Annotated in this window: 25 protein-coding genes; 15 read left to right on the forward strand and 10 right to left on the reverse strand. The window is 53.1% G+C overall.

All coding sequences use genetic code 11. The annotated features are described in order from the left end of the window. Positions 1 to 111 precede the first annotated feature (111 nt). Positions 112 to 243: a hypothetical protein gene (locus Q399_RS22450; RefSeq protein ID WP_281172227.1), complete on the reverse strand. Its 132-nt coding sequence runs from the start codon at positions 241 to 243 to the stop codon at positions 112 to 114. Positions 244 to 675: 432 nt separating this feature from the next. Between Q399_RS22450 and Q399_RS0109155 the strand changes: the two genes are divergently transcribed. After that, on the forward strand, positions 676 to 1,638 hold the full coding sequence (locus tag Q399_RS0109155; protein ID WP_169739309.1) for a LysR family transcriptional regulator: 963 nt from the start codon (positions 676 to 678) through the stop codon (positions 1,636 to 1,638). 283 nt (positions 1,639 to 1,921) lie between these two features. On the opposite strand, the gene Q399_RS0109160 is transcribed toward Q399_RS0109155, so the two are convergent. Then, positions 1,922 to 2,521, reverse strand: coding sequence for a GNAT family N-acetyltransferase (locus tag Q399_RS0109160; protein ID WP_031568041.1), 600 nt, complete (start codon positions 2,519 to 2,521; stop codon positions 1,922 to 1,924). Positions 2,522 to 2,598: 77 nt separating this feature from the next. On the opposite strand from Q399_RS0109160, the gene Q399_RS0109165 reads away from it, so the two are divergent. The 4 genes from Q399_RS0109165 to Q399_RS0109180 all read left to right on the forward strand — a co-directional run bounded on the left by Q399_RS0109165 (position 2,599) and on the right by Q399_RS0109180 (position 6,142). Continuing rightward, positions 2,599 to 3,939: an NAD(P)/FAD-dependent oxidoreductase gene (locus tag Q399_RS0109165; protein ID WP_031568042.1), complete on the forward strand. Its 1,341-nt coding sequence runs from the start codon at positions 2,599 to 2,601 to the stop codon at positions 3,937 to 3,939. Between the two features lie 92 nt (positions 3,940 to 4,031). Further along, positions 4,032 to 4,235, forward strand: coding sequence for a hypothetical protein (locus Q399_RS0109170; RefSeq protein WP_031568043.1), 204 nt, complete (start codon positions 4,032 to 4,034; stop codon positions 4,233 to 4,235). Between the two features lie 159 nt (positions 4,236 to 4,394). Further along, complete coding sequence (locus Q399_RS0109175) at positions 4,395 to 5,225, forward strand: ABC transporter permease (protein WP_031568044.1); 831 nt, start codon at positions 4,395 to 4,397, stop codon at positions 5,223 to 5,225. Next, positions 5,222 to 6,142 carry an ABC transporter ATP-binding protein gene (locus tag Q399_RS0109180; protein ID WP_031568046.1) on the forward strand — a complete coding sequence of 307 codons (921 nt, stop codon included), beginning with the start codon at positions 5,222 to 5,224 and terminating at the stop codon, positions 6,140 to 6,142. The genes Q399_RS0109175 and Q399_RS0109180 overlap by 4 nt, the downstream gene beginning before the upstream one ends. A 13-nt stretch (positions 6,143 to 6,155) precedes the next feature. Here Q399_RS0109180 and fdxA read toward each other — a convergent pair whose 3' ends face one another. Continuing rightward, positions 6,156 to 6,479, reverse strand: coding sequence for a ferredoxin FdxA (gene fdxA, locus Q399_RS0109185; RefSeq protein WP_031568047.1), 324 nt, complete (start codon positions 6,477 to 6,479; stop codon positions 6,156 to 6,158). 189 nt (positions 6,480 to 6,668) lie between these two features. Here fdxA and Q399_RS0109195 point away from each other — a divergent pair, with 189 nt between their 5' ends. Both Q399_RS0109195 and Q399_RS0109200 read left to right on the forward strand, forming a co-directional pair. After that, on the forward strand, positions 6,669 to 8,294 hold the full coding sequence (locus tag Q399_RS0109195) for an NAD(P)/FAD-dependent oxidoreductase (RefSeq protein WP_031568048.1): 1,626 nt from the start codon (positions 6,669 to 6,671) through the stop codon (positions 8,292 to 8,294). A gap of 54 nt (positions 8,295 to 8,348) precedes the next feature. Then, positions 8,349 to 10,064 carry a hypothetical protein gene (locus Q399_RS0109200; protein WP_031568049.1) on the forward strand — a complete coding sequence of 572 codons (1,716 nt, stop codon included), beginning with the start codon at positions 8,349 to 8,351 and terminating at the stop codon, positions 10,062 to 10,064. Positions 10,065 to 10,122: 58 nt separating this feature from the next. Here the strand turns inward: Q399_RS0109200 and Q399_RS0109205 are convergent, their stop codons facing one another. Beyond that, positions 10,123 to 10,587, reverse strand: coding sequence for an Lrp/AsnC family transcriptional regulator (locus Q399_RS0109205; RefSeq protein WP_051685872.1), 465 nt, complete (start codon positions 10,585 to 10,587; stop codon positions 10,123 to 10,125). Positions 10,588 to 10,705: 118 nt separating this feature from the next. Here Q399_RS0109205 and yjeH point away from each other — a divergent pair, with 118 nt between their 5' ends. The 3 genes from yjeH to Q399_RS0109220 all read left to right on the forward strand — a co-directional run bounded on the left by yjeH (position 10,706) and on the right by Q399_RS0109220 (position 14,716). Then, positions 10,706 to 11,950: an L-methionine/branched-chain amino acid transporter gene (gene yjeH, locus Q399_RS0109210; RefSeq protein WP_031568051.1), complete on the forward strand. Its 1,245-nt coding sequence runs from the start codon at positions 10,706 to 10,708 to the stop codon at positions 11,948 to 11,950. A 128-nt stretch (positions 11,951 to 12,078) separates the two neighbouring features. Next, positions 12,079 to 12,636 (forward strand): porin family protein, encoded by a 558-nt coding sequence (locus Q399_RS0109215; RefSeq protein ID WP_031568052.1) that lies wholly within the window; start codon positions 12,079 to 12,081, stop codon positions 12,634 to 12,636. A gap of 160 nt (positions 12,637 to 12,796) precedes the next feature. Beyond that, positions 12,797 to 14,716 (forward strand): S9 family peptidase, encoded by a 1,920-nt coding sequence (locus Q399_RS0109220; protein ID WP_031568053.1) that lies wholly within the window; start codon positions 12,797 to 12,799, stop codon positions 14,714 to 14,716. Between the two features lie 74 nt (positions 14,717 to 14,790). Here the strand turns inward: Q399_RS0109220 and Q399_RS0109225 are convergent, their stop codons facing one another. Beyond that, positions 14,791 to 15,417, reverse strand: a complete 627-nt coding sequence (locus Q399_RS0109225) for a LysE family translocator (protein WP_031568054.1) — start codon at positions 15,415 to 15,417, stop codon at positions 14,791 to 14,793. Between the two features lie 157 nt (positions 15,418 to 15,574). On the opposite strand from Q399_RS0109225, the gene Q399_RS0109230 reads away from it, so the two are divergent. Then, positions 15,575 to 16,090: a DUF1993 domain-containing protein gene (locus Q399_RS0109230; RefSeq protein ID WP_031568055.1), complete on the forward strand. Its 516-nt coding sequence runs from the start codon at positions 15,575 to 15,577 to the stop codon at positions 16,088 to 16,090. A 115-nt stretch (positions 16,091 to 16,205) separates the two neighbouring features. Next, positions 16,206 to 17,435 carry an MFS transporter gene (locus Q399_RS0109235; RefSeq protein ID WP_031568056.1) on the forward strand — a complete coding sequence of 410 codons (1,230 nt, stop codon included), beginning with the start codon at positions 16,206 to 16,208 and terminating at the stop codon, positions 17,433 to 17,435. Positions 17,436 to 17,441: 6 nt separating this feature from the next. Here the strand turns inward: Q399_RS0109235 and Q399_RS0109240 are convergent, their stop codons facing one another. Further along, positions 17,442 to 17,699, reverse strand: coding sequence for a hypothetical protein (locus tag Q399_RS0109240; protein ID WP_031568057.1), 258 nt, complete (start codon positions 17,697 to 17,699; stop codon positions 17,442 to 17,444). Positions 17,700 to 17,782: 83 nt separating this feature from the next. Here Q399_RS0109240 and Q399_RS0109245 point away from each other — a divergent pair, with 83 nt between their 5' ends. Together Q399_RS0109245 and Q399_RS0109250 are read left to right on the forward strand one after the other, a co-directional pair. Then, positions 17,783 to 19,291: a diguanylate cyclase gene (locus Q399_RS0109245; RefSeq protein WP_031568058.1), complete on the forward strand. Its 1,509-nt coding sequence runs from the start codon at positions 17,783 to 17,785 to the stop codon at positions 19,289 to 19,291. A gap of 90 nt (positions 19,292 to 19,381) precedes the next feature. After that, positions 19,382 to 20,992 carry a methyl-accepting chemotaxis protein gene (locus tag Q399_RS0109250; RefSeq protein WP_281172228.1) on the forward strand — a complete coding sequence of 537 codons (1,611 nt, stop codon included), beginning with the start codon at positions 19,382 to 19,384 and terminating at the stop codon, positions 20,990 to 20,992. Between the two features lie 32 nt (positions 20,993 to 21,024). Here the strand turns inward: Q399_RS0109250 and Q399_RS0109255 are convergent, their stop codons facing one another. Both Q399_RS0109255 and Q399_RS0109260 read right to left on the reverse strand, forming a co-directional pair. Next, positions 21,025 to 22,092 (reverse strand): metal-dependent hydrolase, encoded by a 1,068-nt coding sequence (locus Q399_RS0109255; RefSeq protein WP_051685866.1) that lies wholly within the window; start codon positions 22,090 to 22,092, stop codon positions 21,025 to 21,027. A 62-nt stretch (positions 22,093 to 22,154) separates the two neighbouring features. Next, the gene (locus Q399_RS0109260) at positions 22,155 to 22,877 is read right to left on the reverse strand and encodes a substrate-binding periplasmic protein (protein WP_031568061.1); all 723 of its coding nucleotides are present in this window, start codon (positions 22,875 to 22,877) and stop codon (positions 22,155 to 22,157) included. Between the two features lie 153 nt (positions 22,878 to 23,030). On the opposite strand from Q399_RS0109260, the gene Q399_RS0109265 reads away from it, so the two are divergent. Next, positions 23,031 to 24,626, forward strand: coding sequence for a hypothetical protein (locus tag Q399_RS0109265; RefSeq protein ID WP_157836262.1), 1,596 nt, complete (start codon positions 23,031 to 23,033; stop codon positions 24,624 to 24,626). Here Q399_RS0109265 and Q399_RS0109270 read toward each other — a convergent pair. Both Q399_RS0109270 and Q399_RS0109275 read right to left on the reverse strand, forming a co-directional pair. Continuing rightward, on the reverse strand, positions 24,623 to 25,456 hold the full coding sequence (locus Q399_RS0109270; protein WP_031568063.1) for a hypothetical protein: 834 nt from the start codon (positions 25,454 to 25,456) through the stop codon (positions 24,623 to 24,625). The two genes, Q399_RS0109265 and Q399_RS0109270, sit on opposite strands and share 4 nt — an antisense overlap. A gap of 45 nt (positions 25,457 to 25,501) precedes the next feature. Beyond that, a complete protein-coding gene (locus Q399_RS0109275; RefSeq protein ID WP_031568064.1) occupies positions 25,502 to 25,852 on the reverse strand; it encodes a hypothetical protein in 351 nt (116 codons plus the stop codon). Positions 25,853 to 25,914 lie beyond the last annotated feature (62 nt).

The following is a 25,914-nucleotide window of genomic DNA, read 5'->3' on the forward strand; positions in this document are numbered from 1 at the left end:
GTTAATGGCGGTTATCTCAGCGTCGATTGCGCATTAAAAGCACAAAAAGATGAAATTTTATTCATCTTTTTGTTGGGGCATCATGACTTTGGCAAGGCCAGCGGCAGCTGTTTAGTCCGGCTTTTTGTCGGTGGGGCAACATAGCTGTCCTTCGTCAATCGGGGCAGCTTTTGTCGCTGTGACCTGATAACCGTCCATCTCCAATAAACCTTTGACCACCGCGTATAAAATCTGCAGAAACATAGTCTTCCCTCCGTTGCACAAATTCTGTGCTGATTCTGTGCAAATGATACGCAGGACATTCCGCGCTGATTAGCCGGTTATTTCAGGACAGATTGTTTCCAACAAGAAACAATCAGGCTATTTTGCTTTTGATACACTAGGGCGTGTTGACGTTTGGCTGTTAAGTTTTGTTCGAATTGGTGGCGTTTTGGGCGCGAAACGAGGCGCGTGGCATAGTGATTCTATGTGAGCAACGAGTGACAAAGCCCAAAGCGCCACCAAACGAACCCGCAGGACAGCGTTTGGCAGCTCTTTCTGCGGCGTTAGTGCTCGTTTGTGTAGAATAACTACACGGCTCTCGCACTGCCTTGCATAAAAAGCTGCCAAACTGCTGCAAAAACAAACACCAAACGTCAACACGCCCTAGCTGAAATGTTCTGGTTGGAGGTTCTGATGTCATTACTACAGCGTTTAAGTGATATGGCGATTTTTGCCCGGGTGGCCGAAACCGGCAGTTTTACTCAGGCGGCGCTGGCACTGCAAATGTCCAAAGGCGCGGTCAGTAAAGCCATCAGCCGGCTGGAGCAGCATTTGTCGGTGCGGCTGTTGCAGCGCACTACCCGACAAATCCGTTTGACGGCGGAAGGTCAGGCATTTTTTGCCTACTGCCAGCAAGTGGTGCGTCAGGCCGATCAGGCAGAACATCATCTGGACGAAATGCGTGACGAACCGGCTGGCACCATCCGCATCAGCGTGGCGGTGACTTACGGCAGCAAAATTATCGCGCCTTTATTGCCCGAATTGCTGCAGCGCTACCCCAAGTTACGGGTTGAGCTGGATTTAACCGACCGGCTGGTTGATTTGGTCGGTGAAGAAGTCGACGTAGCGATCCGCTTTGGCAAATTGGCAAACTCCAGCCTGATCGCCCGGCCACTGACCAAATTGCCGATCGTGCTGGTCGGCGCGCCATCTTATCTGGCACAGGCGGGAATCCCGCAACATCCACGCGATTTAACGGCGCATAGCTGTCTCAGTACTGATAACAGTCCACAGGAAAGATACTGGCGCTTTTCAGACCAGGGCCAGCCGCTGGAAGTGTTAACGCAGGGCCCCTTACATGCCAACAGCAACAGAGCATTAAAACCGGCGGTGCTGGCCGGGGTTGGTCTGATGTATGTCACCCGTTATCAGGTGGCCGATGAAATTGATGCTGGCCGGTTAGTACCCATTCTGACTGAATATATGCCGGAGCCGCTGCCGGTGCATCTGGTGTATCCGCATCGGGTCCATATGAAAGCCGGGGTGAAAGTCATTCTGCAGTATCTGCAATGCCGGCTCAATCCACAGACTTATTGCCAAACTAGTAGTCCGGTCACAGCAGCTGCACCAGAAGTACTCACAGCGCTGGCGGGTTAGCCGCAAAAATCCGCTGTAGAAATATCCAATGTAAGCGCTTGCACTGAAGCGAGCGCTCTGTCATATTTAAGATTCATGTAACCGCTTACATTTATTGTGTTTCAGTCGTTGTTGTTCGACTTAGGCGGGTTCCACGTGAAACGGTGTGATGTGTTGTCTGTATCGCTGATATAGATCTTGGCCACTGAGCAGTGCAGTTGTTGCGCCTGATTCAGCTTCCGGCTCTCCCGCAGTTTCCTCTGTTTGCTGTTTGTCATCCCGGCAAACAGAGGAAACTGTTTTTTCAGCCCGCTGTTGTGGGCGCCAGACGTAAAATCATCTCGGCGGCATCGCAATGACAATCGAAGCCACAGCGCACACATTCGTAGCCGTTCAGACTGTCTTGCCGCCATTTATCCGGATGAATTTTCACCAGCTGGCCACCATGTTTGCTGAAATAGCGCACCGCCGCATTGCCCGGGCTTTGCACCCACAGATGCGCCACACCGGCGACAGCGCCTTGTGCGACAAATGCCTGCATCGACAATTTCAGTAACGCGCCGCCAATGCCGCTGCCCTGTAAATCTGGCCGCACTGTATTGCATTTAAAATAACCAACCTGCGCCAATGGCACGCCCCATAACTCAGGGCTGCACCATTGATCCGGTTGCCATTGACCCGGCGCAAAGGCCAGCCGGAAACCAGCCAAACCTTTGTTGTCCAGCGCGACGACGCCGGCGTTATGGCCATCTTTCTGGCCTTGCTGATAATACGTATTGATAAGTTCAGCGCTGAGATAACCGTCGCCATGCACCTGATTACCCAGCGCAATGACGGCGGCAAAGTGTGCCGGTGATAATGGTTGATAGTCGATGGCGCTGATACTGCGCTGAGCCTCTGACATAACACATCCGGATGGCTTGGAAATTATGCTTTATCTTGCCATGATGCGCTCTGAATTGCAGTAATCAGGGTGTTGTTATGTACGATCCGCTTCACGACCGCTCCCCGGGCCAGGGGGAACCATATCCGGACAGCTATTGGGCGGCACATTCTGGCGCTGCGCCGGCGGATGATGGGGTCTTGACGCAGGGTCTTGATGTCGATGTTGCTATTGTCGGCGCCGGTTATACCGGTTTATCCGCGGCTTATCATCTGGCGACGGAACATGGCGTCAAAGCGCTGGTGCTGGAAGCGAATCAGACCGCTTGGGGCTGCAGTGGCCGCAATGCTGGTTTTGTACTGAAATCAAGCGGCCGTAAACCTTATGCCCAGATGCAAAAACAATGGGGCGAAGCCGTGATGCGCGGTGTCTACCATGAGTTTCAGTCTGGTTTAGATCGGGTCCGGCAGCTGATTAGCCTTGGTATTGATTGTGACCAGCAGGAACCGGGTTATTTACGGATGGCGCATAAAGCCTCGATGGTGCCGACTCTGGAGGCGCAGGCCCGCTTACTGGAAAAAACCTTTGGCGCTGAAGTTGAGTTGTTAAGCCGCAGCGATGTGCATCAGCGCTATGTCGCTGACGAGCAGAGTTTTGGCGCTTTGCGCTTTGCTGATGCTTTTGGCGTTAATCCGCTGAAACTGGCCTGGGGTTATCAGCGTTTGGCGCGCGGTGCGGGAGCTAAAGTACATACCGCCAGTCCGGTGCTGCAATGGCAGACCGACGGCCGCATGCAATTGCTGCAAACGCCTCAGGCTCAGGTGCGGGCGCGTAAAGTCATTCTGGCGACCAACGGTTATACACCCAAACAGCTGCATCCCGGTGTGCAGGCGCGCACTTTACCGGTGTTGTCACAAATCATCGTGACCGAACCACTGAGTGCTGAACAGCTAGCCGCCTGTAACTTGCTGACCAGTCAGGTGGTGATGGATACCCGGGCACTGAAATACTACTACCGCAAACTGCCGGACAACCGCATTTTATTTGGAGGCCGCGGTGCTATTACCGGCAGTGACGCCGAAAATCCATATTATGCCCAGCGCTTGCTTGAGGTGCTGAAACTGAGTTTCCCGGCGCTGCGCACACTGAAATACGACTATCAGTGGTCGGGCTGGATCTGTATGGCGCTGGACGATATTCCACATTTATATCAGGCCGATGCGCACGGTGATGTGGTGTACAGCATGGGCTATTGCGGCAGTGGTCTGTCGTTTTCGGTACAGGCCGGCAAACGGCTGGCAGACAAAGTCATGGGCTTGCCGCAGCCAGATTTACCTCTGTATCAGTCGGCGCTGCCGAAATTCCCGCTGGCGCCGCTACGCCGGGTTGGGCAGTGGGGTTATTTCCATTACGGAAAACTCAAAGATCAGTGGTGGTGATGCAGGTTTTACAGGGAATTTAGTAAATTTATTGTTGCAATATGCTGATTGGAACGTTAAGGTATGGACACTTCGTGGAATGGAGTGTCCTGATGGAATTGTTGACCATGGATTGGTCGGGCCTGGTCCTGACGTTTTTTTTAATCTACGGCGTTTATGCGCCTTGCCTGCTCACTTTGCTTGACCGGGAACACCGGTTGCCAAAGCGTTTGTTGGCGATAGTTCCTTGCCTGCTGTTGTCCTGGTTCGGTTATTGGCTGAGTCAGCGTCATCTGAAATACAGCGATTCAATCTGAGTTGTCTCTACACACTTTTGTCAAAATGGCTAACATTTAGCGGTTTCAACATATCTGCTTGCGACTACGAAGTGTAAACTTGTTAAATTTCATTTAGTTATATATTGGTACTATCTTTGCCAGCACAGCTTATCTGAACTGCAAAAAAAGGAAGTGCCAATGTCAGCCGCTTTATCTTTATTTGGTCGCCAGACCTGGCTTTACAGCCGCTTTGAATTACAACGTTTATTTTTAACCCCACGCGGCTGGTTTGCATTGGCGGCCTTCACCACGATTTGGTACTTCCTGTTGCGTTACCCGATCTATCAGGCCAGCGTGCAGCTGCAGGAGCCGGAAATTCAGCAGATGCTAAGTGGCATGCTTGGCATGGTCGGGATGTACAACCTGCTAAACTGGTCGCTACCGGAACTGTCTGTATATTGGGCACTGACAGTGTTTTTTATGCCATTGGCGGTGTTGTTTGCCACCGCAGATCAAACCTGTTCTGACCGCTCGCGCGGTACCTTACGTTTCCTCACTTTACGCTCCAGTCGCGACAGTATTTTCTTCGGCCGTTTTATCGGTCAAATTTTGGTGCAGGCGCTGCTGATTGGTTTGTCGTTATTGGCAACGCTGGGGCTGGCGGTCTGGCGCGTTGGTGAACTGCCGCTGTCTGCTATCAATGCCACTTTGGTGATTTGGCTAAATCTGTTGATTGTGTTGCTGCCATTTACCGCGCTGATGGCGTTGTGTTCGGCACTGGTGCGTTCCAGCCGGCTGGCGATTAGCCTGGCGATTGTTAGCATTGGTGTTGTCACCGGTTCATTAGGTTATCTGGTCTGGCACTTCCCGGATCTGCGGGTGGTACTGGAGTATCTGCCGGGCGCGCAATTACCGATGTTACTAGGTGCACAAGGCTGGGAAACACTGAAACACTGTGGCTTGCCGTTATTACAAACTGCGGTGCTGCTGTTGATTGGCCGTATCGTGATGCAGGAGAAAGCATTATGAGTTATCTGATTGAGGCACGGAATTTAAGCAAATCTTTTGGCCAAAAAGCGGTATTGCAGGATCTGACTTTCAGCCTTCCGTCTGGTGAACCTATCGCGCTCATCGGCCCCAACGGCGCCGGTAAAACCACCTTGTTCAGTTTGTTATGTGGTTATTTGCCGGCCAGCAGTGGCGAATTAACAGTGTTAGGCCATAAACCCGGCAGTAGTGCTTTGTTTGGCCGGGTCAGCGCTTTACCGCAGGACGCGATGCTGGACCCGAATTTTTCGCTACTGACCCAACTGAGTTTTTTCGGCCAGTTACAGGGCATGAGCAAAGCCAAAGCGCTGGCGGAAAGCCGCCGGGTGCTGAGCCTGGTCGATTTGGCCGGCAGCGCGGATTTAAAAGCCACTGCACTGAGCCATGGTATGCGTAAAAGAGTCGCCATCGCCCAGGCTTTGATGGGCAGCCCGGAGCTGGTGATGCTGGATGAACCGACCGCAGGTCTGGATCCGGTCAATGCCTTGCAAGTGCGTCAGCTGATTGCGACTTTGTCCGGTGAAGCCAGTTTTATCATCAGTTCACATAACATTTTTGAGCTGGAACGGCTGTGCGGCACCGTGTTGTATCTGGAGCACGGCAAACTGGTGCAACAAAGTGCGGTGCAAAGTGCCGCGACGCAAGGATATGTCACCCTGACGCTCGAACCTGGCGCTTACACCGATTTACTGCCACAACTGCGCGCGCTGCCGGGCGTGATTGCCGTTAGTGACAGTCAGAAACATGAATATGTGCTGCAGTTTGATGCGGAGCTGGCGCCGGATTTTGATTTAACTTTGTTGATGGCACTGCGTCAGTTTGGCTGGCGTTATCGCCAGTTGACCAAAGGCCAGACGCTGGAGCAGCAATTGTTTGCGGTGACAGCGAAACAGGCCTGACAGTGCTGAATATTCAGGTTTGCAGATACTTCAGTTTGTCCGCAACCCCATTCCAGGCGTCGGCATCGTCCGGCGCCGGCTGTACTTCAGTGATATTGGGCCAGATCTCGCTGAGTTCGGCATTGAGTTCGAGAAAAGCCTCTTGTCCTGGTGGTAAAGCATCCTGTTGGTAAATCGCCTGGGCCGGGCATTCCGGCTCACACAAACCGCAATCGATACAGGCGGTTGGGCTGATCACCAGGAAATTGGGGCCTTCGAAAAAGGCGTCGGCCGGGCAGACAGCGACACAATCTGTGTATTTGCATTTGATGCAGTTGTCGGTCACTACAAAAGCCATGACAGCGATTCCTGAAATGAAGGCCGGGAAATTCCGGCGAATTGTAATGCAGCAGGCCGAAATTACAAGACTGGCCACGGCTGGATAAAACCGGACAAAAGTGCCGGTTTCACGTAAAATAACGGTTTTATTTCTGCTTTGTGAGCCAGCGCCATCGCGCTTTCGCCATGACACCAACAGGAACCCCCGATGATCCGCATCAACGAATTAAAATTACCGCTCAATCACAGCGACGCCGACTTACCCGCCGCTATCTGCGCCCGGTTGAAATTAAAACCAGAACAACTCATTGAATTTACCGTGTTTAAACGCGGTGTTGATGCGCGGAAAAAATCCGATATTCAGCTGATTTACACGCTGGACATAGAGACAGATCACAATGCCCGGGTATTAACTGCATTTAGTAAAGATGACCAAATCCGGCCGGCACCGGATACCAGTTATAAGTTTGTCGCCAAAGCGCCGGAGCAACTGACCGAGCGCCCGCTGGTGATTGGTCTGGGCCCTTGTGGCCTGTTCGCAGGCTTATTGCTGGCGGAAATGGGCTTTAAACCCATTATTCTGGAACGCGGCAAAGAAGTGCGGGAGCGCACCAAAGATACCTTTGGTTTCTGGCGCAAAAAGCCGCTGAATACCGAATCCAACGTACAGTTTGGCGAAGGAGGTGCCGGCACTTTCTCTGACGGCAAACTCTATAGTCAGGTCAAAGATCCGAAACATTATGGCCGTAAAGTACTGACTGAATTTGTTAAAGCCGGTGCGCCGGAAGAAATCATGTATGTCAGCAAACCCCACATCGGCACCTTTAAGCTGGTGACCATGGTGGAAAAAATGCGTGCACGGATCATCGAATTAGGCGGTGAGATCCGCTTCAGTACCCGTGTCGACGATATTCTGCGCGACGGTGAGCAGCTGATGGGTGTGCGGCTGAATGATGGCACTGAACTGCATAGCCGTTATGTGGTGCTGGCGGTCGGTCATAGTGCGCGTGACACTTTTGAGATGCTGTACAAGCGGGGTGTGTATATCGAAGCCAAGCCGTTTTCGGTGGGCTTTCGCATTGAGCACCGCCAGTCAATGATCGACGAATGTCGTTATGGCGCCAGCGCTGGTCATCCGTTATTGGGCGCCGCCGATTACAAGCTGGTGCACCATGGTAGTAACAACCGCACTGTTTACAGTTTCTGTATGTGCCCGGGTGGCACTGTGGTGGCTGCAGCCTCAGAAGAAGGCCGGGTCGTCACCAATGGCATGAGTCAATATTCACGCAATGAACGCAATGCCAACAGTGCTATTGTGGTCGGCATAGATCCGGAACGCGATTATCCGGGCCATCCGCTGGCTGGCATTGAGCTGCAGCGCAAACTGGAAGCGCAGGCCTATGTGCTTGGCGGCAGCAATTACGATGCGCCGGCGCAGCGGGTCGGTGATTTCCTTGCTGGCGTGCCATCGACTGAGCTTGGCGATGTGCAGCCAAGTTATACCCCAGGCGTCAAATTGACCGATTTGTCGCAGGTGCTGCCAGATTATGTGATTGCCGCCATTCGCGAAGCTATTCCGGCTTTTGATAGACAAATCAAAGGTTTTGCCCGTGCTGATGGCCTGCTGACCGGTGTAGAAACCCGTACTTCGTCCCCTATCTGCATCAAACGGGGCGCCGATTATCAGAGTCTGAATACCAAGGGGTTATTCCCAGCCGGTGAAGGCGCAGGGTATGCTGGCGGTATCCTGTCTGCCGGTATTGATGGCATTAAAGTAGCTGAAGCTGTGGCTTTGGCGATGACCGGTCAGACCATCACGGTCAGCCGGCGTTAACTATATCTGAAGCGTGACCGGCGCAATTTCCGGTCTGTAACCAAGGAGTAAGGAATGCGGAAAAGTCTGATCGCTGCAACGCTGATTGCAGCTGGGGTATTTGCCTGGTACAAGTTTGGCGCCAATCAGAGTGCCGGCCAGCTGGGCGCGCTGGAGTATGTACCGGCAGATACGGCGGTGTTTTCCGCACAGTTAGAACCGGTTGATTTGCCAAGTTATTTAAGCAGCATCGGCATGGGGCCGCAGTATTACAACGCGGCTGCACTGGCGCAGTTTGATGAAGAGCTGCAGGCCGCACAAAGTAGCAGTGAAAAATTCGTGCTGGCTTTGGGGAAACAATATTTGTCCGCACTGGCTACGCCGGCTGAGATCAGCAGCAAAACCGGCATCAAAGCGCAGATGCGCAGCCTGCTGTACATGGTCGGTTTAGCGCCGGTATTAAAAGTAGAGCTGGGTGACGAAAAAGCCTTTTGGACTATGTTTGATGCGATTGAGCAACAAAGTGGTTTAAGTCATAGCCCGCAAACGCTGGTTGAGCAAAAGTACCGGCAATATAAGTTAAGCCATGAAGAACTGGCGCTTGATTTACTAGTTAGTGTCAAAGACGGCTGGGCCACACTGACTTTAACTTCAGACAAGCTGGACCCGTCGCATTTAGCCATTGCGCTCGGTACGCAAAAGCCGGAACAGAATCTGCAAAACAATGGTTACCTGCAACAGGTCAGCAAAAAATACGAATTAGATCAAGGCTCTGTTGGTTATGTCAGCAGTCTCGAACTCAGCAAAGTGCTGACCAGCAAAGACGGCAACCGACTGGCAAAAGATGTCGAGCTGTTGTTTGGCACTGAATTAGGTGTGGCATTAGCACCATGGCGTGAAGCCAGCTGTCAGACCGATGTTGCAGCAATTGCGACCAGCTGGCCGGGTTTATTTGCCTCTAATCGTTTCGAGATTGGCACTGGCGCCACCAAAGTGCACAGCAAAATGTTAATCCCAACCGAAAACAGCAAAACTGTGGAAGCATTACAGCAGCTGCAGGGTTTTATTCCGGCTGGTTTTGCTGAGCTGAAAGGCCCTTCTGCCATGTTGTCTTTGGGGTTAGGTCTGGATGTTGGCCAGCTGTCAGCTGCGGTCGGCAAACTCTGGGACAATCTGACCACGACCCAATATCAGTGTGCACCATTAGTTGAATGGCAAACTGCACTGAAACAAAACAACCCAATGCCGATGCTAATGATGGCCGGCATGGCGGCCGGCGTGCAGGGCGTGTCGCTGCAGGTTAATCAGCTCGAATTTGATGCAGTACAGCAAGTGCCAAAGACTGCTGATGCGCTGTTTGTATTAAGCGCCAGTAATGTGAAGCAGCTGTTTGACAGTGTCAAAGCACTGCAACCGGCGCTGGCGACTGTCGAACTGCCGGCACCTGGCGAAACTTTACCGCTGGCGGACAAAATTCCACAACTGGCGATGCTCGGTATCAAACCAAGCCTGATGGCATCTGAACATCATCTGATGATTTTCAGTGGTGATAAAGCGCAACAACAAGCCAAAGCACTCAGTGCAGAGCAGCTGAATAAATCAGGCTTGCTGGCCTTTAGCCTGGACTATCAGCAGTTTTTCAGCGTGCTGAAAGGCACACTGGAAAGTACCGGAGAACCGGTTCCGGCTGAACTGGCGCAGCTGATGCAAACCAATATGCAGGTTGGCATGCAGATGAAAGCAGTGCCGCAGGGCATTTTGCTGCAGTCGACGATGCAAATGGCCAAATAAGGCAGATTCGATTGAAAGGGCCCGCTTGCGGGCCTTTTTTGTCGATGAAGACGCTGGCTCAGGTGCTGGCTTCTACCGGAGCTTGAGCCAGTTCAGCGCTTTGTGGTGTAAACCACTGGCTCATCACCATATGAGTTTTAATGCGGACAATATCCGGATGGGCGTCAATCTGTTCGCGGATTTGATGTATTCGCGCCATGCTGTCGGCTTCAACAAACAACATCAAATCAACTTCACCGCTAATGCCGTGACAAGATTTCAGCTCAGCAAAACTGCGTAGAAAGGGAATGAGTTCCTGACAACGCGCTGCTTTGTGCTGCAGTTCAAAATAAGCCCGGACTTTAGCTTCTGTGGCGGATTGCAGCACCACCTGATAACCCAGAATCACTTTTTGTTGTTCGAGTTTACGTATCCGTTCAGTCACAGCACTGCGTGACAGATGCACGGCTGCAGCGATATCCGAAATGCTTTGCCGGGCGTTTTGTCTCAATTGTTGCAGGATTTGCTGGTCAAATTTATCCACGTCTGGTGTCTCCGGTGAAAATGCCGGCGGCACCGCCATTTTGCCGGTGAAAGCAGGCAAATTGGCGGCACTGACTAAGGTAGAATGTGTTATTCAGCTATTTGAACGGAAGCGTCAAATGAAAGCAACAGGCCAGATTGGTCGTTATCAGGGCGCAGCATTGCTGGCCACCACGCTATTGGGTACCGGTGTGTTTATTCTGCCGCAGGTGTCACTGGAACAGGCCGGTGGTGCGGCGATTGGTGTCTGGCTGCTGCTGACATTGCTGGCGGTACCTATCACGGTGATTTTTGGCGCTTTGGCCGGCGCGATTCCCAACGCAGCCGGACCAGCACATTTTGTTGGCGAAGCTTTTGGCGCCGTGGCCGGGAGGGTGATGGGGCTGCTGTTTTTGCTGGTGGTGCCGGTCGGTGGTTCTGCGGCTTTGCTAATGACCTGGTCTTTTATCGAGCCCTGGTTTGGCGCGCAGTATCAGCTGGCGGGGCAACTAGGTTTTTTGCTGATGCTATTTCTGCTCAACCGGGTTGGTTTTCAGCTATCGGCCCGGCTGCAGCTGGGCCTGACTTTAGCCATAGTCGCGGTGGTGGTGCTGCTGATTGGACTGTTTTTCTGGCGCGGTGCGCCGCTGCCGGCTACTGGGTTGACCCTGCCGGCCTGGAGCGGCATCAGCGCTGCGCTGGCACTAGGGTTCTGGAGCTTTCTGGGGGTCGAGGCGATGACACATCTGGCGCAGGATTTCCGTGATCCGGCGCGGGATATGGTGCCGGCATTGCTGATTGGGCTATTAGTCGTCGGGCTGATTTATCTTGGCTGCAGTGCGTTGCTGTGGGCATTGGCCGGTCCCGGTGAATCGCTGACGATGGCGCAGGCCTTTGACCGGCTTTGCGGCGGCTATGGCCAATGGGTGATTGGCATCCTCGGTCTTTGCAGCGGCCTGGCGACGGTCAATGTCTACACCGCCAGCGTGGCGCGGCTGAGCTGGAGTTTCAGTCAACAAGGTGTGTTACCGGCCTGGTTTCAGCCGCTGAACCGGCATCAGGTGCCAGAGCGGGCGCTGTATCTGATCATCGGCCTGATGGCGCTGGTCATTTTGGGCTCGTCGCCGTTTAGTCAGCAGCTTGAAGCGCTGATTGGGTGGGTTAATGGTGTCTTTGCGGTGATTTATCTGATGTCGATGCTGGCGGCCCTGAAATTACTGCCGGCACGTTTCCGGCCGACTGCCGCCATCAGCGCCTTGCTGTGCTTGGGGTTGATGGCAACGTTGGGCGCTTTGTTGTGGTATGCCCTGCTGATAATTTTGCTGAGTACGCCGTTTTTATGGTGGCAACTGCAGCGAAAAGCAGCAAAAATTGTTGCAAAATGAAACAAAATACACACAAATATACATATAAATTTAATTCATTCATTTTCTGTTTATATTTATTTTGGTAGTTTTCGCTACGGGCCGCATGCGGCGGCCACGAAAATAAACAGATCATGAAGGGAATTACCATGTTCAAACCAATCGTACTCGCCTCTTTATTACTGACAGCCGCAGCTCAGGCCGCCGACACCGGCGCTTATGCGGGTCTTGCATTACATCGCCCAACCATCGAATTAGACGCTGGTCCGGTCGAAGTAAACTGGAATCTGAGTAGTTTCAGCGTGTTAGGCGGTTACCAATTCCATCAGAACTTTGCACTGGAAGGCCGTATTGCGGTGGGAGCCAACGATGACAAAGTTGGTGAGCAAGGCGATAGTCTGACTGTTGGCATCGACCGCAGTTACGCTCTGTTTGCCAAAGCCAGCTACCCGCTGGCCGACGATGTGGCAGTGTACGGTCTGGCCGGTTACGACTACACCAAATTTAATGCCGATGCAGTGGTGGATGGTAAAGCAGAAAATGTCGACAGCAGCGAAAATGGTCTGGCTTATGGCGTCGGTTTTCAATATGCCGTCAACGACAAGCTTGATGTGGCACTGGAATATCTGGTGCGTCCGGATATCGAAGATGAAGAATTGAAAGCCAGCAACCGCGGCTTTGGTCTGACCGCCAGCTTTAAATTCTAACAATCAAAGCACCTACTGATAAAACCGCCTTCGGGCGGTTTTTGCTTTTGGTAAATATTGGTTGTCAGCATTGTGTCTGTTGTTTTTTTGCTCTAGTTTGGCTTTGTCGGCAGTGCGTGCCGCAGTCTTTTTGTGCTGAACACTTCAATAAGGGAATTTAATGAAAACGATCACTTATCCGCTGCTGGCGTTAAGCGCGGCTTTATTGCTGGCGTGCGGTAAAGCGCCGGATGCTCCGGCCAGTGCTGCCGCGCCGGCAGCAGCTGCGCCAGCCCCTCAGCTCAGTCAGTACACCCCTGAACAGTTTTATGCCACCAAATCTTACATCGGCAACGACATCAATGCCGCCGGCGACGCCATGCTGGTCGCTTCGGATGAAACCGGTGTGTTTAACCTGTACAAAGTCAGTATGGATGGCAAAAACTGGCAAGCGCTGACCCAATCCACTACGGATGCCATGATGCCCGTCAGCTGGTTTCCACAGGACGACCGGGTGCTGTACAGCGCTGATCAAGGCGGCAACGAGTTGGACCATCTGTATGTGCGCGAAATTGACGGCACAGTGAAGGACCTGACGCCGGGCGACAAACTCAAAGCCATGTTTGTCGACTGGGCCGCCGATGGCAGTTTTTATGTGCTGACCAATGAGCGCGACGCCAAATTCTTTGATTTGTATAAATACGACGGCAAAACCTATCAGCGCAGTCTGGTTTACCAAAACGATGCCGGTTATGACGTGGCCGGCATCAGCCCGGATGGCCGCTACCTCGCCGCAATAAAAACGCGCACCAATGCCGACAATAACGTGCATTTAATTGATATCTCTGCAGATAAACCAACGGAAACTTTGGTGACACCACATCAGGGCAATATCACGCATCAGGTGTACAGCTTCAGCCGCGACAGCAAAACGCTGATTTTTGGCACCGACGAGCAGTCCGAATTCAGTCAGGCGATGGCCTTTGATATCGCATCCGGCAAAGCCACACTGTTCAGTAAAGCCGACTGGGACATCATGTATATCGGCTTTAGCAAAGACAATAAATTCCGCGTCGAAGGCGTCAACGCCGATGCCGCCACCAAAGTGACCATCGTTGACCAGCAAAGCGGTCAGCCACTGACGCTGCCGGCATTACCAGCCGGCGATTTACGTAGTGTTGAGTTTTCTGATGATGGTAAAACCCTGAGTTTTTACTTAAACGCCGATAACAGCCCGTCGAATCTGTATGTCTGGGCTGTTGGCAGTCCTAAAGCTGAACGCTTAACTCAGGCGTTGGATAAAGCTATTGATGAATCTGTGCTGGTGGTCAGTTCTGTGGTGCGTTTCCCAAGCTTTGATGGCCTGCAAATTCCGGCGCTGCTGTACAAACCGAAACAAGCCAGCACTACTGCCCAGGTACCGGCGCTGATTTGGATCCACGGTGGGCCTGGTGGTCAGTCGCGTACCGGCTACAGCGCTTCTATTCAACATCTGGTTAATCAGGGGTATGCGGTGCTGGCGGTGAATAACCGTGGTAGTAGCGGTTATGGCAAAACCTTTTTCCACCTTGATGATTTAAAACATGGCGAACACGACTTACAGGATATCGTCTACGGCAAAAAATACCTGCAGTCGCTGGACTGGATTGCCGACGATCGTATTGGTGTGATGGGCGGCAGTTATGGCGGTTATCTGACGATGGCGGCGATGGCGTTTACCGATGAGTTTAAAGTCGGCATCAATATTTTTGGTGTGACTAACTGGGTACGCACGCTGGAAAGCATTCCGCCGTGGTGGGAATCATTCCGTGAATCTTTGTATGCCGAGCTTGGCGATCCGGCCAAAGATGGCGAACGCTTACGCCGCATTTCGCCGGTATTTCACGGTGACAAAGTGAAAAAGCCGGTATTGGTGGTGCAGGGCGCCAACGACCCGCGGGTGCTTCAGGTGGAAAGTGATGAAATGGTCGCAGCGATTAAGAAAAACGGCGTGCCAGTTGAGTACGTGCTGTTCCCGGACGAAGGCCATGGTTTCGTCAAAAAAGCCAACCGCATCAGTGCCCAGCAAGCTTATCTGAAATTTTTGCAGACGCATTTATAATCTCAGTGATGCAGCAAATAAAAAAACAGCGCTTCGGCGCTGTTTTTTTATCACGACGATTTGGCTTGATGTAACTAAGGCATACTCAGCACCAGCTTCAGGCCCAGTAAACCCATCACGGTGCCCGCAGTGCGGTCGATGCCGGCTTTAAATTTCAGGTAAGCCTGGCGCGGCGCTTCGGCCGACAGTACATAAGCCACCAAAATGTACCAGCCGCCATCAATGATCATGGCCAGCAGCGGTAAGACCGCATAAAACCACAGCGGGATAGTGGCTGGTAACAAAGCTGAAAACACGCTGGCGAACACAATGGCCGTTTTCGGATTACTGAGCTGGGTGAACAAACCGCCTAAAAAAGCACGTTTGAGGCTAATCATCGCGACCGGCGTGTCGGTCTGGACCTGCAACGGCGCTTTGGCGCCGCGGAAAATCAGATAGCCCAGATACAGCAGATACAACCCCCCTGCAACTTTTAATGCCCAGAATGCCATCGGTACTGCGGTGAGGACCGCATGCACGCCGAGCAGCGCCAGCACCGCAAAAGTACCGGCGCCAAGCCCCATACCGCAGGCGGTTGCGAGGCCGTGCCGGCGCGACAGCGCGATGGCATTCCGTGCCACCACGATAAAACTCGGGCCCGGGCTCACGGCCCCGACCGCTAAAGCACTGGCAATCGCCAAAGCTGACCAGATCGCATCCATTGGTGTCCTCAAAAACTTAGTTTGGGCAAAGCAGAAAGCACAAATTACCCTGCGCTGCGGAGCGCTGCAAGCATGGATGCCATCAGCCCGGCTTGAAATTGTCGCAGTGCGCGCCCATGTCTGTGCGACAGGCATCGGGCCTCAATCGGAGCAACGTATGATTTACCAACTGACAGTGCCACAATTTCACAAAATGCTGGATAACCTCAGCGCTATTTTGCAAAAAGCCGCCGCTTATGCCGACAGTAAAAAATTCGATGTACCCGTGCTGTTGAACAGCCGGCTGGCGCCTGACCAGTTTGCGCTGATTCGCCAGGTGCAAATCGCCTGTGATACCGCCAAACTAGGTGTTGCCCGCTTAACCGGTACTGTGGATCAGGCACCCAAACACGCCGACGATGAGACCACGCTGGAGCAGTTACAGCAGCGCATTCGCGATACTCAGGCTTATCTGGCGACATTTAACGCCGCAGATTTTGCCAACGCCGCCACGCAGGTGATCACGCAGCCACGCTGGGAAGGCAAAACCCTGACTGGGGAAGAGTTTTTAATCCAGCACATGCTGCCGAATTTTTATTTCCACATCACCACTGCTTACGCCATTTTGCGTCACAACGGCGTCGATGTTGGTAAAAAAGACTATCTGGGCCCAATGCCGTATCGCGCCGCTTAATCTCATACAGTAAGAGATTAAACCCGGTGTGGCCTGTGTTGGTCGCACCGGAAGATGTCAGGCTTGCACCAGACCTGCGGGCGTTTTAGCATGATAGCCCTATTCCGGAGCTGTTATGTCTGCATCCCCTGCCGCCGTTCGTTATGCCCATCCACAGGCCGTGTTATGGGTCATCTGCCTGATTGCGCTCATCTCAGTCGCCGGCATCGCTTTACCCTATCCTATCCTGGCACCGTTGTTTGCGGCGACGGCACAAAATGACTTCAACCACTGGCTGGGCATCGCGCCGCAGATTTTGCTGGGCATTGCGCTGGCGGCCAATCCACTCGGTATGTTGTTTGGTAGTGCGACGCTGGGTGCTTTGTCGGATCATTATGGCCGGCGCCGGGTGCTGGCGTTTTCATTGGCTTTAGCTGTGGCGGGCTATTTGGGGTCCGCCTGGGCGTTGTCGGTGCAATGGTATCCGGGTTTTGTATTATTTCGATTTCTGACCGGTTTATGCGAAGGTTCGGTCAGTATCTGCCGCGCTATTGCCGCTGATTTACATCCGCAGATTGAGCGCACCAAGGCCATTAGCTGGATGAACAGTGCGTTGTACGCCGCCTGGCTGGTCGGGCCGCTGCTGGGCGGTCTGACTATGCATTTGGGCCATCATGTGCCGTTTTTGATTGCAGCGCTGGCGATGTTGCCTTGTTTGTTATTGTTATATTTCCTGTTGCCGCCCGACTTACCGTTGCCACAACCGCAGCCGTTCTGGCGGCAATTGCGCGAGCATAACTCGCTGAATTTAGTCCGGCTGCCGCTGTTGCGGCTGGTGGTCATGGCGCAGTTGCTGTACACCATTGGCCTGAATGCCTTTTACGAATATTACCCGCTGTGGCTGGTTGAGCAGCAGCAATTCAGTGGGCTGCAGATTGGTCTGATCACGGCGGTGTTATGTGCGGTGATGACCACCGTCAGCGCGGTCGGCATGGCGCGGCTTGGCACTCGCTGGCCCGCGCTGCGCAGTGCTAAATTTGCGGCTGTCGGCGTCGCACTGATGTTATTGCTGTTGCCATTTACCAGTGGTCAGCTGGCCTGGGTCTGGCTGGTGCTGTGCGGCGTGCCAAACGCGATGTTCAGCGCCTGGTTTCAGGTGTATTGCACCGAGCAATATGGTGAGCTTGGCCTTGGCCGGGTGATGGGATTGCTGACGTTATTGATGTGCTGTGGCAACGTCATTATTGCGCTGGCCGGTGGTGTGATTGCATTACTGGGTGCCAGCTGGATTTTATGGACCGGCGCTTTGTTTATCGCTGCCGCTGCCTGGACGTTGCGGCAACAGGAATTAAAGCCGGCCGGCTGAGTGCGGTCAGTTGTGTGGCTTTTGTTGCTCTGCGCTGGCTTTGCGTTCAGCTTCGCGTTTCATCAACAGCAAGGTCAGATAGATTTTGGTCGGCAGCGACAAAATCAGCCCCAAAGCACAACACAAACCAATTAGGATAATGCCGTTCACGCCCATCGTTTCATGCAGTTTTAAGCCTGACCACAGATAGTGGCCGAAGATCAGCAGGCTGATGCCGCACAGCATGATAATTTTTAACAGGCGCAGGGTTTGTGCTTCGGTCATGACAAATCTCCCATCGGTTATTTCTAATGTAGTTCCTTTCAGCTAAGGTTGAATTGATATGTATCAGTAAATCAGGTCGCAGCATGACCACCACTTACAGCGTGGTGCCGCTGCAAAACCTGTGGTGCCTTTGTTTTTCAATTGCGGGGGCTGTGATGAGTCGCTGGTGTTGTTTACTCCTGCTGATCCTGCAAAGCCTGGCACAGGCAGAGCCGATGGCCCTGACTGATGCGCAGCGTCATTACCTGCAGACAAAACAGAAGCTGCGGTATTGCATAGACCCCAGCTGGCCACCGTTTGAAAGCATTGATGCCCAAGGCCGCCACAGTGGCATGTCGGCCGACTATGTCCGCTTTTTCCAGAGCCAGTTGCCGGTGCCGCTGGAGCTGCTGCCAACGACAAGCTGGCCGGATTCTATTGCTGCAGTTGAACAGCGGCGCTGTGACCTGTTATTGCTGGCAATGGAAACCCCGAGCCGGAAAAAATACTTAAATTTCACCCGGCCTTATCTGGTGATCCCCAGTGTCATCGTCACCAAAACTGAGCACCGGCGGGTCAAAAGTGTCGCCGAACTTGGCGATGCGCTTTATGGTATTCGTCGTGGTTTTGGCTTTGCCGAGCTGTACCGCCAACTGCACCCGACACTGAAATTTGTTGAAGTACAAAGTTACGAAGAAGGCCTGCTGATGGTACAAAGCGGTCAGCTGGCCGGCATGTTTGGCAATATGGGCAGCCTGGGTTATCTGCTGCAGCAATATAAAATCACCAATCTGAAAATTGCCGGTCGCTTGCCCGGCGACAGCGAACTCAGTATCGCCAGCCGGAACGACGAACCTGTATTAAATGAAATTAGTCAGTTACTAATTGAGCGTATAGACCCTGCGCTGCAGCAGCAGATCAATAATCAATGGTTGTCGGTGCGGATGGAGACCGAACCGGATTATCAGTTGCTGGTGCTGGTCATCCTCGGCGCGGTGCTGATTCTGGCAGTGCTGACCTGGGCTTATCTGAAAGTGCGGCGGCTGAACCGACAGTTATTGCAGGCTAATGTGCGGCTGGCGCAGCAAAGTCAGCGCGACAGTCTGACCGGTTTATATAACCGCAAATTTCTCGATGAAAAACTGCCGGCCTGTCTGTCATTGTGTCAACGCGAACAACTTCCGCTGACGTTAGCCCTGATGGACCTGGACCACTTCAAACAACTAAATGACGTGCACGGGCATTTGTTTGGCGATGAGTGCCTGCGCCAGTTTGCCCGTATGCTGCAACAACATTTCCAACGGCCCACCGATGTGTTGGTCCGCTTTGGCGGCGAAGAGTTTGTTCTGGTCAGTGTTGGCGTGGCAGCTCCAGAAATGGAGCAGATGTTACAGCGGTTTATCAATGATTTAGCTGCTCAAAAGGTGATGTTGGAACAGCAGCAAAGTCATTATACCGTCAGTATCGGCTGGCTTTGTCAGGTGCCTGGCTTTGGTCAGACGACGGCACAGTGGCTGGCCGCAGCGGATACGGCGTTGTATCAGGCGAAAGCACAGGGGCGAAATGGTGCAGTGCAAAACCGCACTTTTTCGCTGCTTGCAACAAACCTGTGATTCGATTCTGATTTTTCTATTTATGCGGACTGCTCTACACTGAAAAAAATCATCTGAGTCTACATGAGGATAGTTATGGCAATTCGGGCTATGGGGATCAGGAATCGGTTGTTGGCCGGTTTCTTAATTTTAGGCGCATTGGTGTTGACGCAGGGCTTGATGTCGTTAAGCACAATGGCAGGTTTACGTGATGTGACCGTCGAAATGGAAACCAATGCGGTACCAAGTGTTGAAACGTTGGCTGATATTAACTTGACCGCCAGCCGGCTGCGGATTTTCACCTTAAGACTTTTCATTGCGGACAGCGCCGAGGATCAGGCGCAGATTAAAAGCAGAATCATGGCATTGCGTGATGAACTGGTGGCACACAAAGATCAGTATGTAAAACTGATTTCAATTCCCGGAGAAAAGGAAGAATTCGATAAATTCACTGCCGCAGTGCTGGGTTATATGACCCGGCAGCAAGAAGTCATGGATCTGATAGACGCGGGCAAAAAACCGGAAGCCATCGAGCTGCAAAATACAGTGATGAGCAGTTTTGCCGATCAAATGACGGCATCTTTGTTAAAACTCAGCGATCTGAATAATGCCTATCTTAAAAAACGCTCGCTAGATTCCGCCGATGCTTACAGCGCCAGTCAAATCAGCAGTTGGGTGCTGATCACTGTGTCTATTTTGTCTGCGCTGGCGATAGCGGTGATTTTAACCAACAGCATCACTACACCATTACAAAGTGCGGTGCAGCTGGCGGGCCGCATCGCCGACAATGACCTGACGTCGCAAATTGACAGTTCCGGCACCGACGAACCAGCGCAACTGATGCAGGCGTTAGCCCGGATGCAGAAAAATCTGCGTGACACTTTGGCCCACATTGCCAATTCTTCGAATCAGCTGGCGTCGGCGGCGGAAGAACTGAACTCAGTGACTGAGGACAATTCCCGCGGTCTGCAACAGCAAAATGATGAAATTCAGCAGGCGGCGACCGCCATTACCGAAATGAGCTCGGCGGTGGATGAAGTCGCGGAAACCGCGTTGCGGGCTTCAGAAAGCTCGACCGAATCTGCCCGCAATACCGAATTTGGTAAAACGCAGGTGCAGCAGACTGTCAATGCCATTATTCATATGAATGAAGATGTGGCGCAAAGTGCCAAAGTGGTACAGGAGTTGGCGCTGCAGGCGCAGGATATCGGTAAAGTGCTTGACGTGATCCGCGCTATTGCCGAACAAACCAACCTGCTGGCGCTGAACGCAGCGATTGAAGCGGCGCGGGCTGGTGATGCCGGCCGTGGTTTTGCTGTGGTCGCGGACGAAGTGCGGGCGCTCGCGGCCCGTACGCAGTTGTCGACCCGTGAAATCGAAGAGATGATCAAAAAAATCCGCGAAGGCACCGGCACCGCCGTGCAGGCGATGCAACAAAGCGGCGAAAAAGCCAGCCAGGCATTATCTGTGGCAGAAGCCGCCGGCAAAGCGCTGGAAACCATCAATAGCCAGATTGGCAGCATCAGTGACAACAACCTGGTGATCGCCAGTGCCGCCGAAGAACAGGCGAAAGTGGCGCGCGAAATCGACCGAAATATCGTCAACATCAGCGACCTGGCGGCGCAGACGGCGGCCGGCGCCAATCAGACCAGCGCCTCGGCACACGAATTGTCGCGGCTGGCGGTGGAGCTGAATGCACTGGTCAATAACTTCAAAACCTGATAGCTCTAACCGGTGTATTTAACACCGGTTGATTAGCGAACTTCACCTTTACATGGCTGTTGCGCTAGTTGCGTTAGCGCAACAGCCGTGTTGATTTGCGGATTAAAAAAGGCCGTAGTCTGTTGCCCGCTGGCACGAAGATATAACCAGCGTAGCGCCATGCCTATCTCGCCTTGGATTGCGACGCTGCTGAGCTGACAAGGTGGTTGTAAGCTGCCATCGGCATTCTGGCGAAGGGCAAAATGAAAGCTGTAGTTCGGAGCCAGCCCCATCCGTAAATCAGCCAGTAACAACACGTCCGGCGTTTCCGTTAACACGACAAATCCATGACTAAAGCGGGTAAGCTGGGAGATGTATTGATTGTGTTGCGATTGGCGTAGCAGAGCCTGATCGCGCGGCCAGAGCCGCCAGACGACAGGCTTGCCGCCATCTGCCAGCGCATAAAAGCCCTCCCGGTAGTGGTCCGGTTCCAGTACTATTACCTGCCAGACTAAGGTGTTAAATGGCGTGGCAGTTACCAGTACAGCCTCTGAACTGGTCCCGGCCGGCAATTGCGCCAGCACAAGGTTTTTGACGTGCAGCTGTGCCAGCAGACCAAAGCCTAAATACAAAGTACTGAGCCCGAGCATCCAGTCATTACTGCGTAGCCTTTGTCGCCGCAGCGTCAGCACCAGACCCAGTAACAGCGGCACTGTATACAGCGGGTCAATAACAAACACACTGCCGGTGCCATAAGGCCGGTCACTGAATGGCTGAGCTAACTGAGTGCCGTAAATTGTCAGCGTATCGAGCAGCGGATGCGTGATCAGCACGGCAAAAATCGCGCACCAGCACCGGCGGAAGCTGGCCTGCGTGCCGCTGATCTTGCGCCATAACCAGGCCAGCGGCCAACAAGCCAGTGTCAGATAAAACAGACCATGGCTTTCGGCGCGGTGACGGGTCATCTCGCTGATTGGGTCGTCAAAATGCAGCAGAACGTCAAGGTCGGGCAAAGTCCCGGCTACCGCGCCCAATAAAGCTGATTGCCACAGCGGCTGACGCCGGCGGAACACTGCAATACTGACGGCGGCACCTAAGGCCATTTGACTGAGCGAATCCATACATCTCCGGGGCTGATCAGCGATAGCGGCAATACGCTAACATCTGCTGGCTGGTTCAGCGATCAGAAAGGCGGTGAACTGACTTGCTGACAAGGTGGCGGGTGCTTGGTTTTTACCTGTTGCCAGGCTTGCCGCAGTTTCTCCAGCAACTGCGGGTTGGTGGCAGGATGGGCGGCGAGATACAGATATTTTTCCAAAGCGTGCGCCGTAAATACCCGACGCAACTGTGCACCCTGATCCGGCAATTGCTGTACATAAATATCAGACACTAACATCAAATCAATTCGGCCCAGATCCAGCATTTGTAGCAGCTGATGATTGTGCCCAACCACCACCAGATTGCGGCTTTCGCGAAAGCCCTGCTCGCGTAAAAAACGATAGTTCGCCTGACCGTTTTCTACACCAACTACATATTTCAGCGCGCTGTTTAAGTCAGCTGCCTGAACTTCTGGCCTGTGACTACTGGCATAAAACGAAATGCGCATCGGGCACAATGGCGCTATCCAGGCGAACTGGCTTTCGCGCTCTTCGGTGCGTAACAAAGAAAAAATCAGTGTATCCGGGGTGGAACTGGCGGTTTTAACGGCGCGGGCCCAGGGCATCACGTCAATCTGATACGGCAGTTGGGCAGCCGACATAATCTGCCGGACTATGTCGACGGACCAGCCGTGGACGGTCGAATCCTGCAGCTGCTGATAAGGTGGAAAGACTTCTGTCACCAGTTGTACCGGTGCTGCTGTGCTGTGATGCAACCAGCATCCTAAGAGAAAAATTTGCCAGCGCATGCGTTAGTTCTTCCGCCAATCTGAATTTTTTTAGCATAGGTGTCGATGAGCTGCGACGCCAGCTGACTGGCGGCTGTACCGGTTTCTCTGCTGACGGCTAACTGGAATTTCGTTATTATGGTTGCGTTTTTGTTAATTTCAGGTGTTTATGGCATGCGGAAATGGCTGTTGATATTGGTCTTGCCGGGGATGGCGATACTGTTTTGGCCTGATGAGCTACAACAACCTTCTGCGCAACCGGCAACTGCAGGCCAGCTGTCACCCATGGCAGAGCAGGCGACAACCAGGGGCACAACGCCGACTGCAAAAAGCGCTGCGGTATCTGCCTCAGCGGCTGTCGCGACAAGCTGCCCGGCGCCAACACAGCTGGCGGCGCAATTTGCGACACTGCGTGCCACCCGCCAACACCAGAGTGAGGCACTAAAACGCCTGATGCAGGAAGCACAGCTGCGGCCAGAGTTGCAGCTGCAATATTTACGCGAACTCGGCGGCGATATCGCGGTGCTGCGGCCTGTGGGCCGGCAAATTCAGGACGGTTTGGTGCTGCTAATGCAAAAGCGCCAGCAGTTGATCAGAATCGCCATCAGTGATTTAGCGCAGGTCAAACGGGCTACTGAGCAACAAGATTACCGGGCGCTGCAAGACTGGTTGCAGCAGTATCCGCAACCAGCGGACATTGCCAAGCTTGGCTTTTTGGAATTCACCCTGCTGCAAGTCATTCTGCAATTGGACCCAGAGCTGCAGCCGGTCCAGTTACAACAACTGCTCGACAGCGGTTTCAAGGCCGGTTTTATCGATTTATTGCTGGTCAGCCGGCTTGGTCGCGACCTGCAAATCGTCGATATGTTGCAGCAATCTTATGGCGGCGAGCTGGCCATCAGCTGGCTGGAAAACTATCGACCAATGAATCTGACGCTGCTGGCGGCACAGCGCGCCGACACCACTTTGTTTGATTATTGGCTGGCGCAGGGTGTGCCCGCCGGATTCGGCCCGCTGGATGACAATGCGTTTGATTTGCTGCCGCTGCCGGCCAGTCAGGAGCAGCTGCAACAGCAACTGCCTTTAGTGCGCACTTTGCTCCGTCTGCAACTGGCGCCAGTATCGGCCGAGCGGCAATGGTTCTGGTTACAGCAGCTGCCAGAGGCTGAAGCAACACAACTTCGGACCTTGTTACAGCATGAGCCGGTCGGTGCAGATCCGCTTGGGACTACTGCAAGTGCCACCGTCAGTCGCAAGTTAAGGCAGACCAGCCAGCAAATCAGTCAGACGCTGACGCAACTGTGGCAGTGTCAGGCGCCAAGCCAGTTACCGGCAATGCTCACTGCACAAGAGCCGGAGAGCTCGCTGCAACGGCTGCTGCAGAGCAGCGAAAAGTTGCTCAGCAAAGTCAGCACAGACCCGGACCATGTGGCTCAGACCCGAAAGTTTGAGCAGACTGCCGGGCAGATGGAGCAGTATATCCGTCAGGCAAACTGGCAGGAGCTGGATGTTTTTATGCAAACACAGGTTAAAGACCAGAAAAGCTACTTTTTCAACAACCGCAGCTTTGCTCAGGAATATATGCTGCACCAGATGCTGCAGCTGGAGGCACCTGCAAGCGAAATAGTCAAAAGGCTCCAATTCTTTGGCAAAAGATTACCGCTTAGCGTGATCACTTTTATTCAGCTCAGTCCGGATCCGGAGCTTATACCTGCGCTACAGAAAGCCGGATATCGCATCCCTCCAAAGCGTACCGCAACCAAAAGCTAAGGTTTAACCAGCATCTGTTGCCAGTCGCGCAGCACCCGTTGGCGCTCGGCTTCGGCAAAACTTTGCAGCATTAGTTGCTGATAATCTTTATTTGCGGCCAGGTGACGAATGCTGTCGTTGAGTAAAGCGACGATTTTTTCACCCTGTGGCGTGCGGGAACAGGCAAAATGGACCGCGTTGTACGGCTCAGCTTCGGTGAGTGGCCAATAACGCAGCGCACTGCCGCTGCGTGCGGCAATTTTGGGATATTCCAGCATCAGGTCAACAAAACCTTTTTGCAGCATTGGCAGCATACTGCCGACAAATTCGCCGGCGGTGCTGCGGGTATAAATGGCGGCATGCCCCTGATACTGCTGTAAAACTGCATCCAGCCTGTCGCCATAACTGCGGTTCAGTTCAGTGCCGATCAGTGGCGGGCGTTTCAGTTGCAGCAGTTGCGTCAGACTGATTTTCCCGTCGGCATCCTGCAGCTGTTCCAGCTGGGTGTGCCAGCGCGATTGTGGTAGTGACACCAGCGTGATCGCGCTTTCCAGCATATAGGGTAAGGTGAACAGGTAATCGCGTTCGCGTGCCGCTGTTTTGCGCAGCCACGGAATACAGGCGTTTCCGGCGGTTTTGGTCCATTCGCGCGCGCGGTTTCGGCTGATATCGACCAGTGTGTAAGACGATGGGTACTGTTGCAAAATGCGTAGTAGCATTTGCGCTTCAGCCGGCGGTGGTCCGGCTTTGGGTTGCAGACTGGCGAGTGTGTCAACCAGTTGCAGCGGTTCTGCCCGCAGCGCGTGAACCGGCAGCAGTAAACACAGGCAATAACAGCGCAACCAATGCATTCAGGACCTCCGACAGAGCTCCGGCGTCCCGCCCAACCGGCCGCATCAGTTCCGGGATTGATGCTGCTTTTTCAGTTTCACCAGCTGCTGAATACACAGCAAATAAGCGATGAGATATCCCAGATTCATGCCGCCAATTGCGCGTTCAGTAATAGGCCAGCCGTACACCTGTGTGCAAATCTTCACCAGCGCGGTCAGGATCACGGCAAACACTATTGTCAGCATAGTCTGGCTTTGTACGAACTGCCCCAGATAGGCCAGGCCCAGACTCATCAATATGTACTGCAGGTGCAACGGATCCTGATACAGCGTGCCTTTCATCACACCGGTAAAAACCAAAGCAACGAAATAGCTCAGCAGAAAAAAATAGCTTATATAGCGGGTTGCCTGCAGCATGATGACCTCTTGGCGTGCAAAAGCTGCATTATGCCAAAATTTTGCCGGTTCGTCGGCTCTTC

Origin of the sequence: Rheinheimera texasensis DSM 17496 (assembly GCF_000711985.1) — a bacterium.
In the GTDB taxonomy this organism is placed as follows: Bacteria; Pseudomonadota; Gammaproteobacteria; order Enterobacterales; family Alteromonadaceae; genus Pararheinheimera; species Pararheinheimera texasensis.

What these genes read in the sequence shown, in the direction of transcription:
- Q399_RS22450 (WP_281172227.1), bottom strand. Translation starts at nt 243, where the DNA reads ATGTTTCTGCAGATTTTATACGCGGTGGTCAAAGGTTTATTGGAGATG.
- Q399_RS0109155 (WP_169739309.1), top strand. Translation starts at nt 676, where the DNA reads ATGTCATTACTACAGCGTTTAAGTGATATGGCGATTTTTGCCCGGGTG.
- Q399_RS0109160 (WP_031568041.1), bottom strand. Translation starts at nt 2,521, where the DNA reads ATGTCAGAGGCTCAGCGCAGTATCAGCGCCATCGACTATCAACCATTA.
- Q399_RS0109165 (WP_031568042.1), top strand. Translation starts at nt 2,599, where the DNA reads ATGTACGATCCGCTTCACGACCGCTCCCCGGGCCAGGGGGAACCATAT.
- Q399_RS0109170 (WP_031568043.1), top strand. Translation starts at nt 4,032, where the DNA reads ATGGAATTGTTGACCATGGATTGGTCGGGCCTGGTCCTGACGTTTTTT.
- Q399_RS0109175 (WP_031568044.1), top strand. Translation starts at nt 4,395, where the DNA reads ATGTCAGCCGCTTTATCTTTATTTGGTCGCCAGACCTGGCTTTACAGC.
- Q399_RS0109180 (WP_031568046.1), top strand. Translation starts at nt 5,222, where the DNA reads ATGAGTTATCTGATTGAGGCACGGAATTTAAGCAAATCTTTTGGCCAA.
- fdxA (WP_031568047.1), bottom strand. Translation starts at nt 6,479, where the DNA reads ATGGCTTTTGTAGTGACCGACAACTGCATCAAATGCAAATACACAGAT.
- Q399_RS0109195 (WP_031568048.1), top strand. Translation starts at nt 6,669, where the DNA reads ATGATCCGCATCAACGAATTAAAATTACCGCTCAATCACAGCGACGCC.
- Q399_RS0109200 (WP_031568049.1), top strand. Translation starts at nt 8,349, where the DNA reads ATGCGGAAAAGTCTGATCGCTGCAACGCTGATTGCAGCTGGGGTATTT.
- yjeH (WP_031568051.1), top strand. Translation starts at nt 10,706, where the DNA reads ATGAAAGCAACAGGCCAGATTGGTCGTTATCAGGGCGCAGCATTGCTG.
- Q399_RS0109215 (WP_031568052.1), top strand. Translation starts at nt 12,079, where the DNA reads ATGTTCAAACCAATCGTACTCGCCTCTTTATTACTGACAGCCGCAGCT.
- Q399_RS0109220 (WP_031568053.1), top strand. Translation starts at nt 12,797, where the DNA reads ATGAAAACGATCACTTATCCGCTGCTGGCGTTAAGCGCGGCTTTATTG.
- Q399_RS0109225 (WP_031568054.1), bottom strand. Translation starts at nt 15,417, where the DNA reads ATGGATGCGATCTGGTCAGCTTTGGCGATTGCCAGTGCTTTAGCGGTC.
- Q399_RS0109230 (WP_031568055.1), top strand. Translation starts at nt 15,575, where the DNA reads ATGATTTACCAACTGACAGTGCCACAATTTCACAAAATGCTGGATAAC.
- Q399_RS0109235 (WP_031568056.1), top strand. Translation starts at nt 16,206, where the DNA reads ATGTCTGCATCCCCTGCCGCCGTTCGTTATGCCCATCCACAGGCCGTG.
- Q399_RS0109240 (WP_031568057.1), bottom strand. Translation starts at nt 17,699, where the DNA reads ATGACCGAAGCACAAACCCTGCGCCTGTTAAAAATTATCATGCTGTGC.
- Q399_RS0109245 (WP_031568058.1), top strand. Translation starts at nt 17,783, where the DNA reads ATGACCACCACTTACAGCGTGGTGCCGCTGCAAAACCTGTGGTGCCTT.
- Q399_RS0109250 (WP_281172228.1), top strand. Translation starts at nt 19,382, where the DNA reads ATGGGGATCAGGAATCGGTTGTTGGCCGGTTTCTTAATTTTAGGCGCA.
- Q399_RS0109255 (WP_051685866.1), bottom strand. Translation starts at nt 22,092, where the DNA reads ATGGATTCGCTCAGTCAAATGGCCTTAGGTGCCGCCGTCAGTATTGCA.
- Q399_RS0109260 (WP_031568061.1), bottom strand. Translation starts at nt 22,877, where the DNA reads ATGCGCTGGCAAATTTTTCTCTTAGGATGCTGGTTGCATCACAGCACA.
- Q399_RS0109265 (WP_157836262.1), top strand. Translation starts at nt 23,031, where the DNA reads ATGCGGAAATGGCTGTTGATATTGGTCTTGCCGGGGATGGCGATACTG.
- Q399_RS0109270 (WP_031568063.1), bottom strand. Translation starts at nt 25,456, where the DNA reads ATGCATTGGTTGCGCTGTTATTGCCTGTGTTTACTGCTGCCGGTTCAC.
- Q399_RS0109275 (WP_031568064.1), bottom strand. Translation starts at nt 25,852, where the DNA reads ATGCTGCAGGCAACCCGCTATATAAGCTATTTTTTTCTGCTGAGCTAT.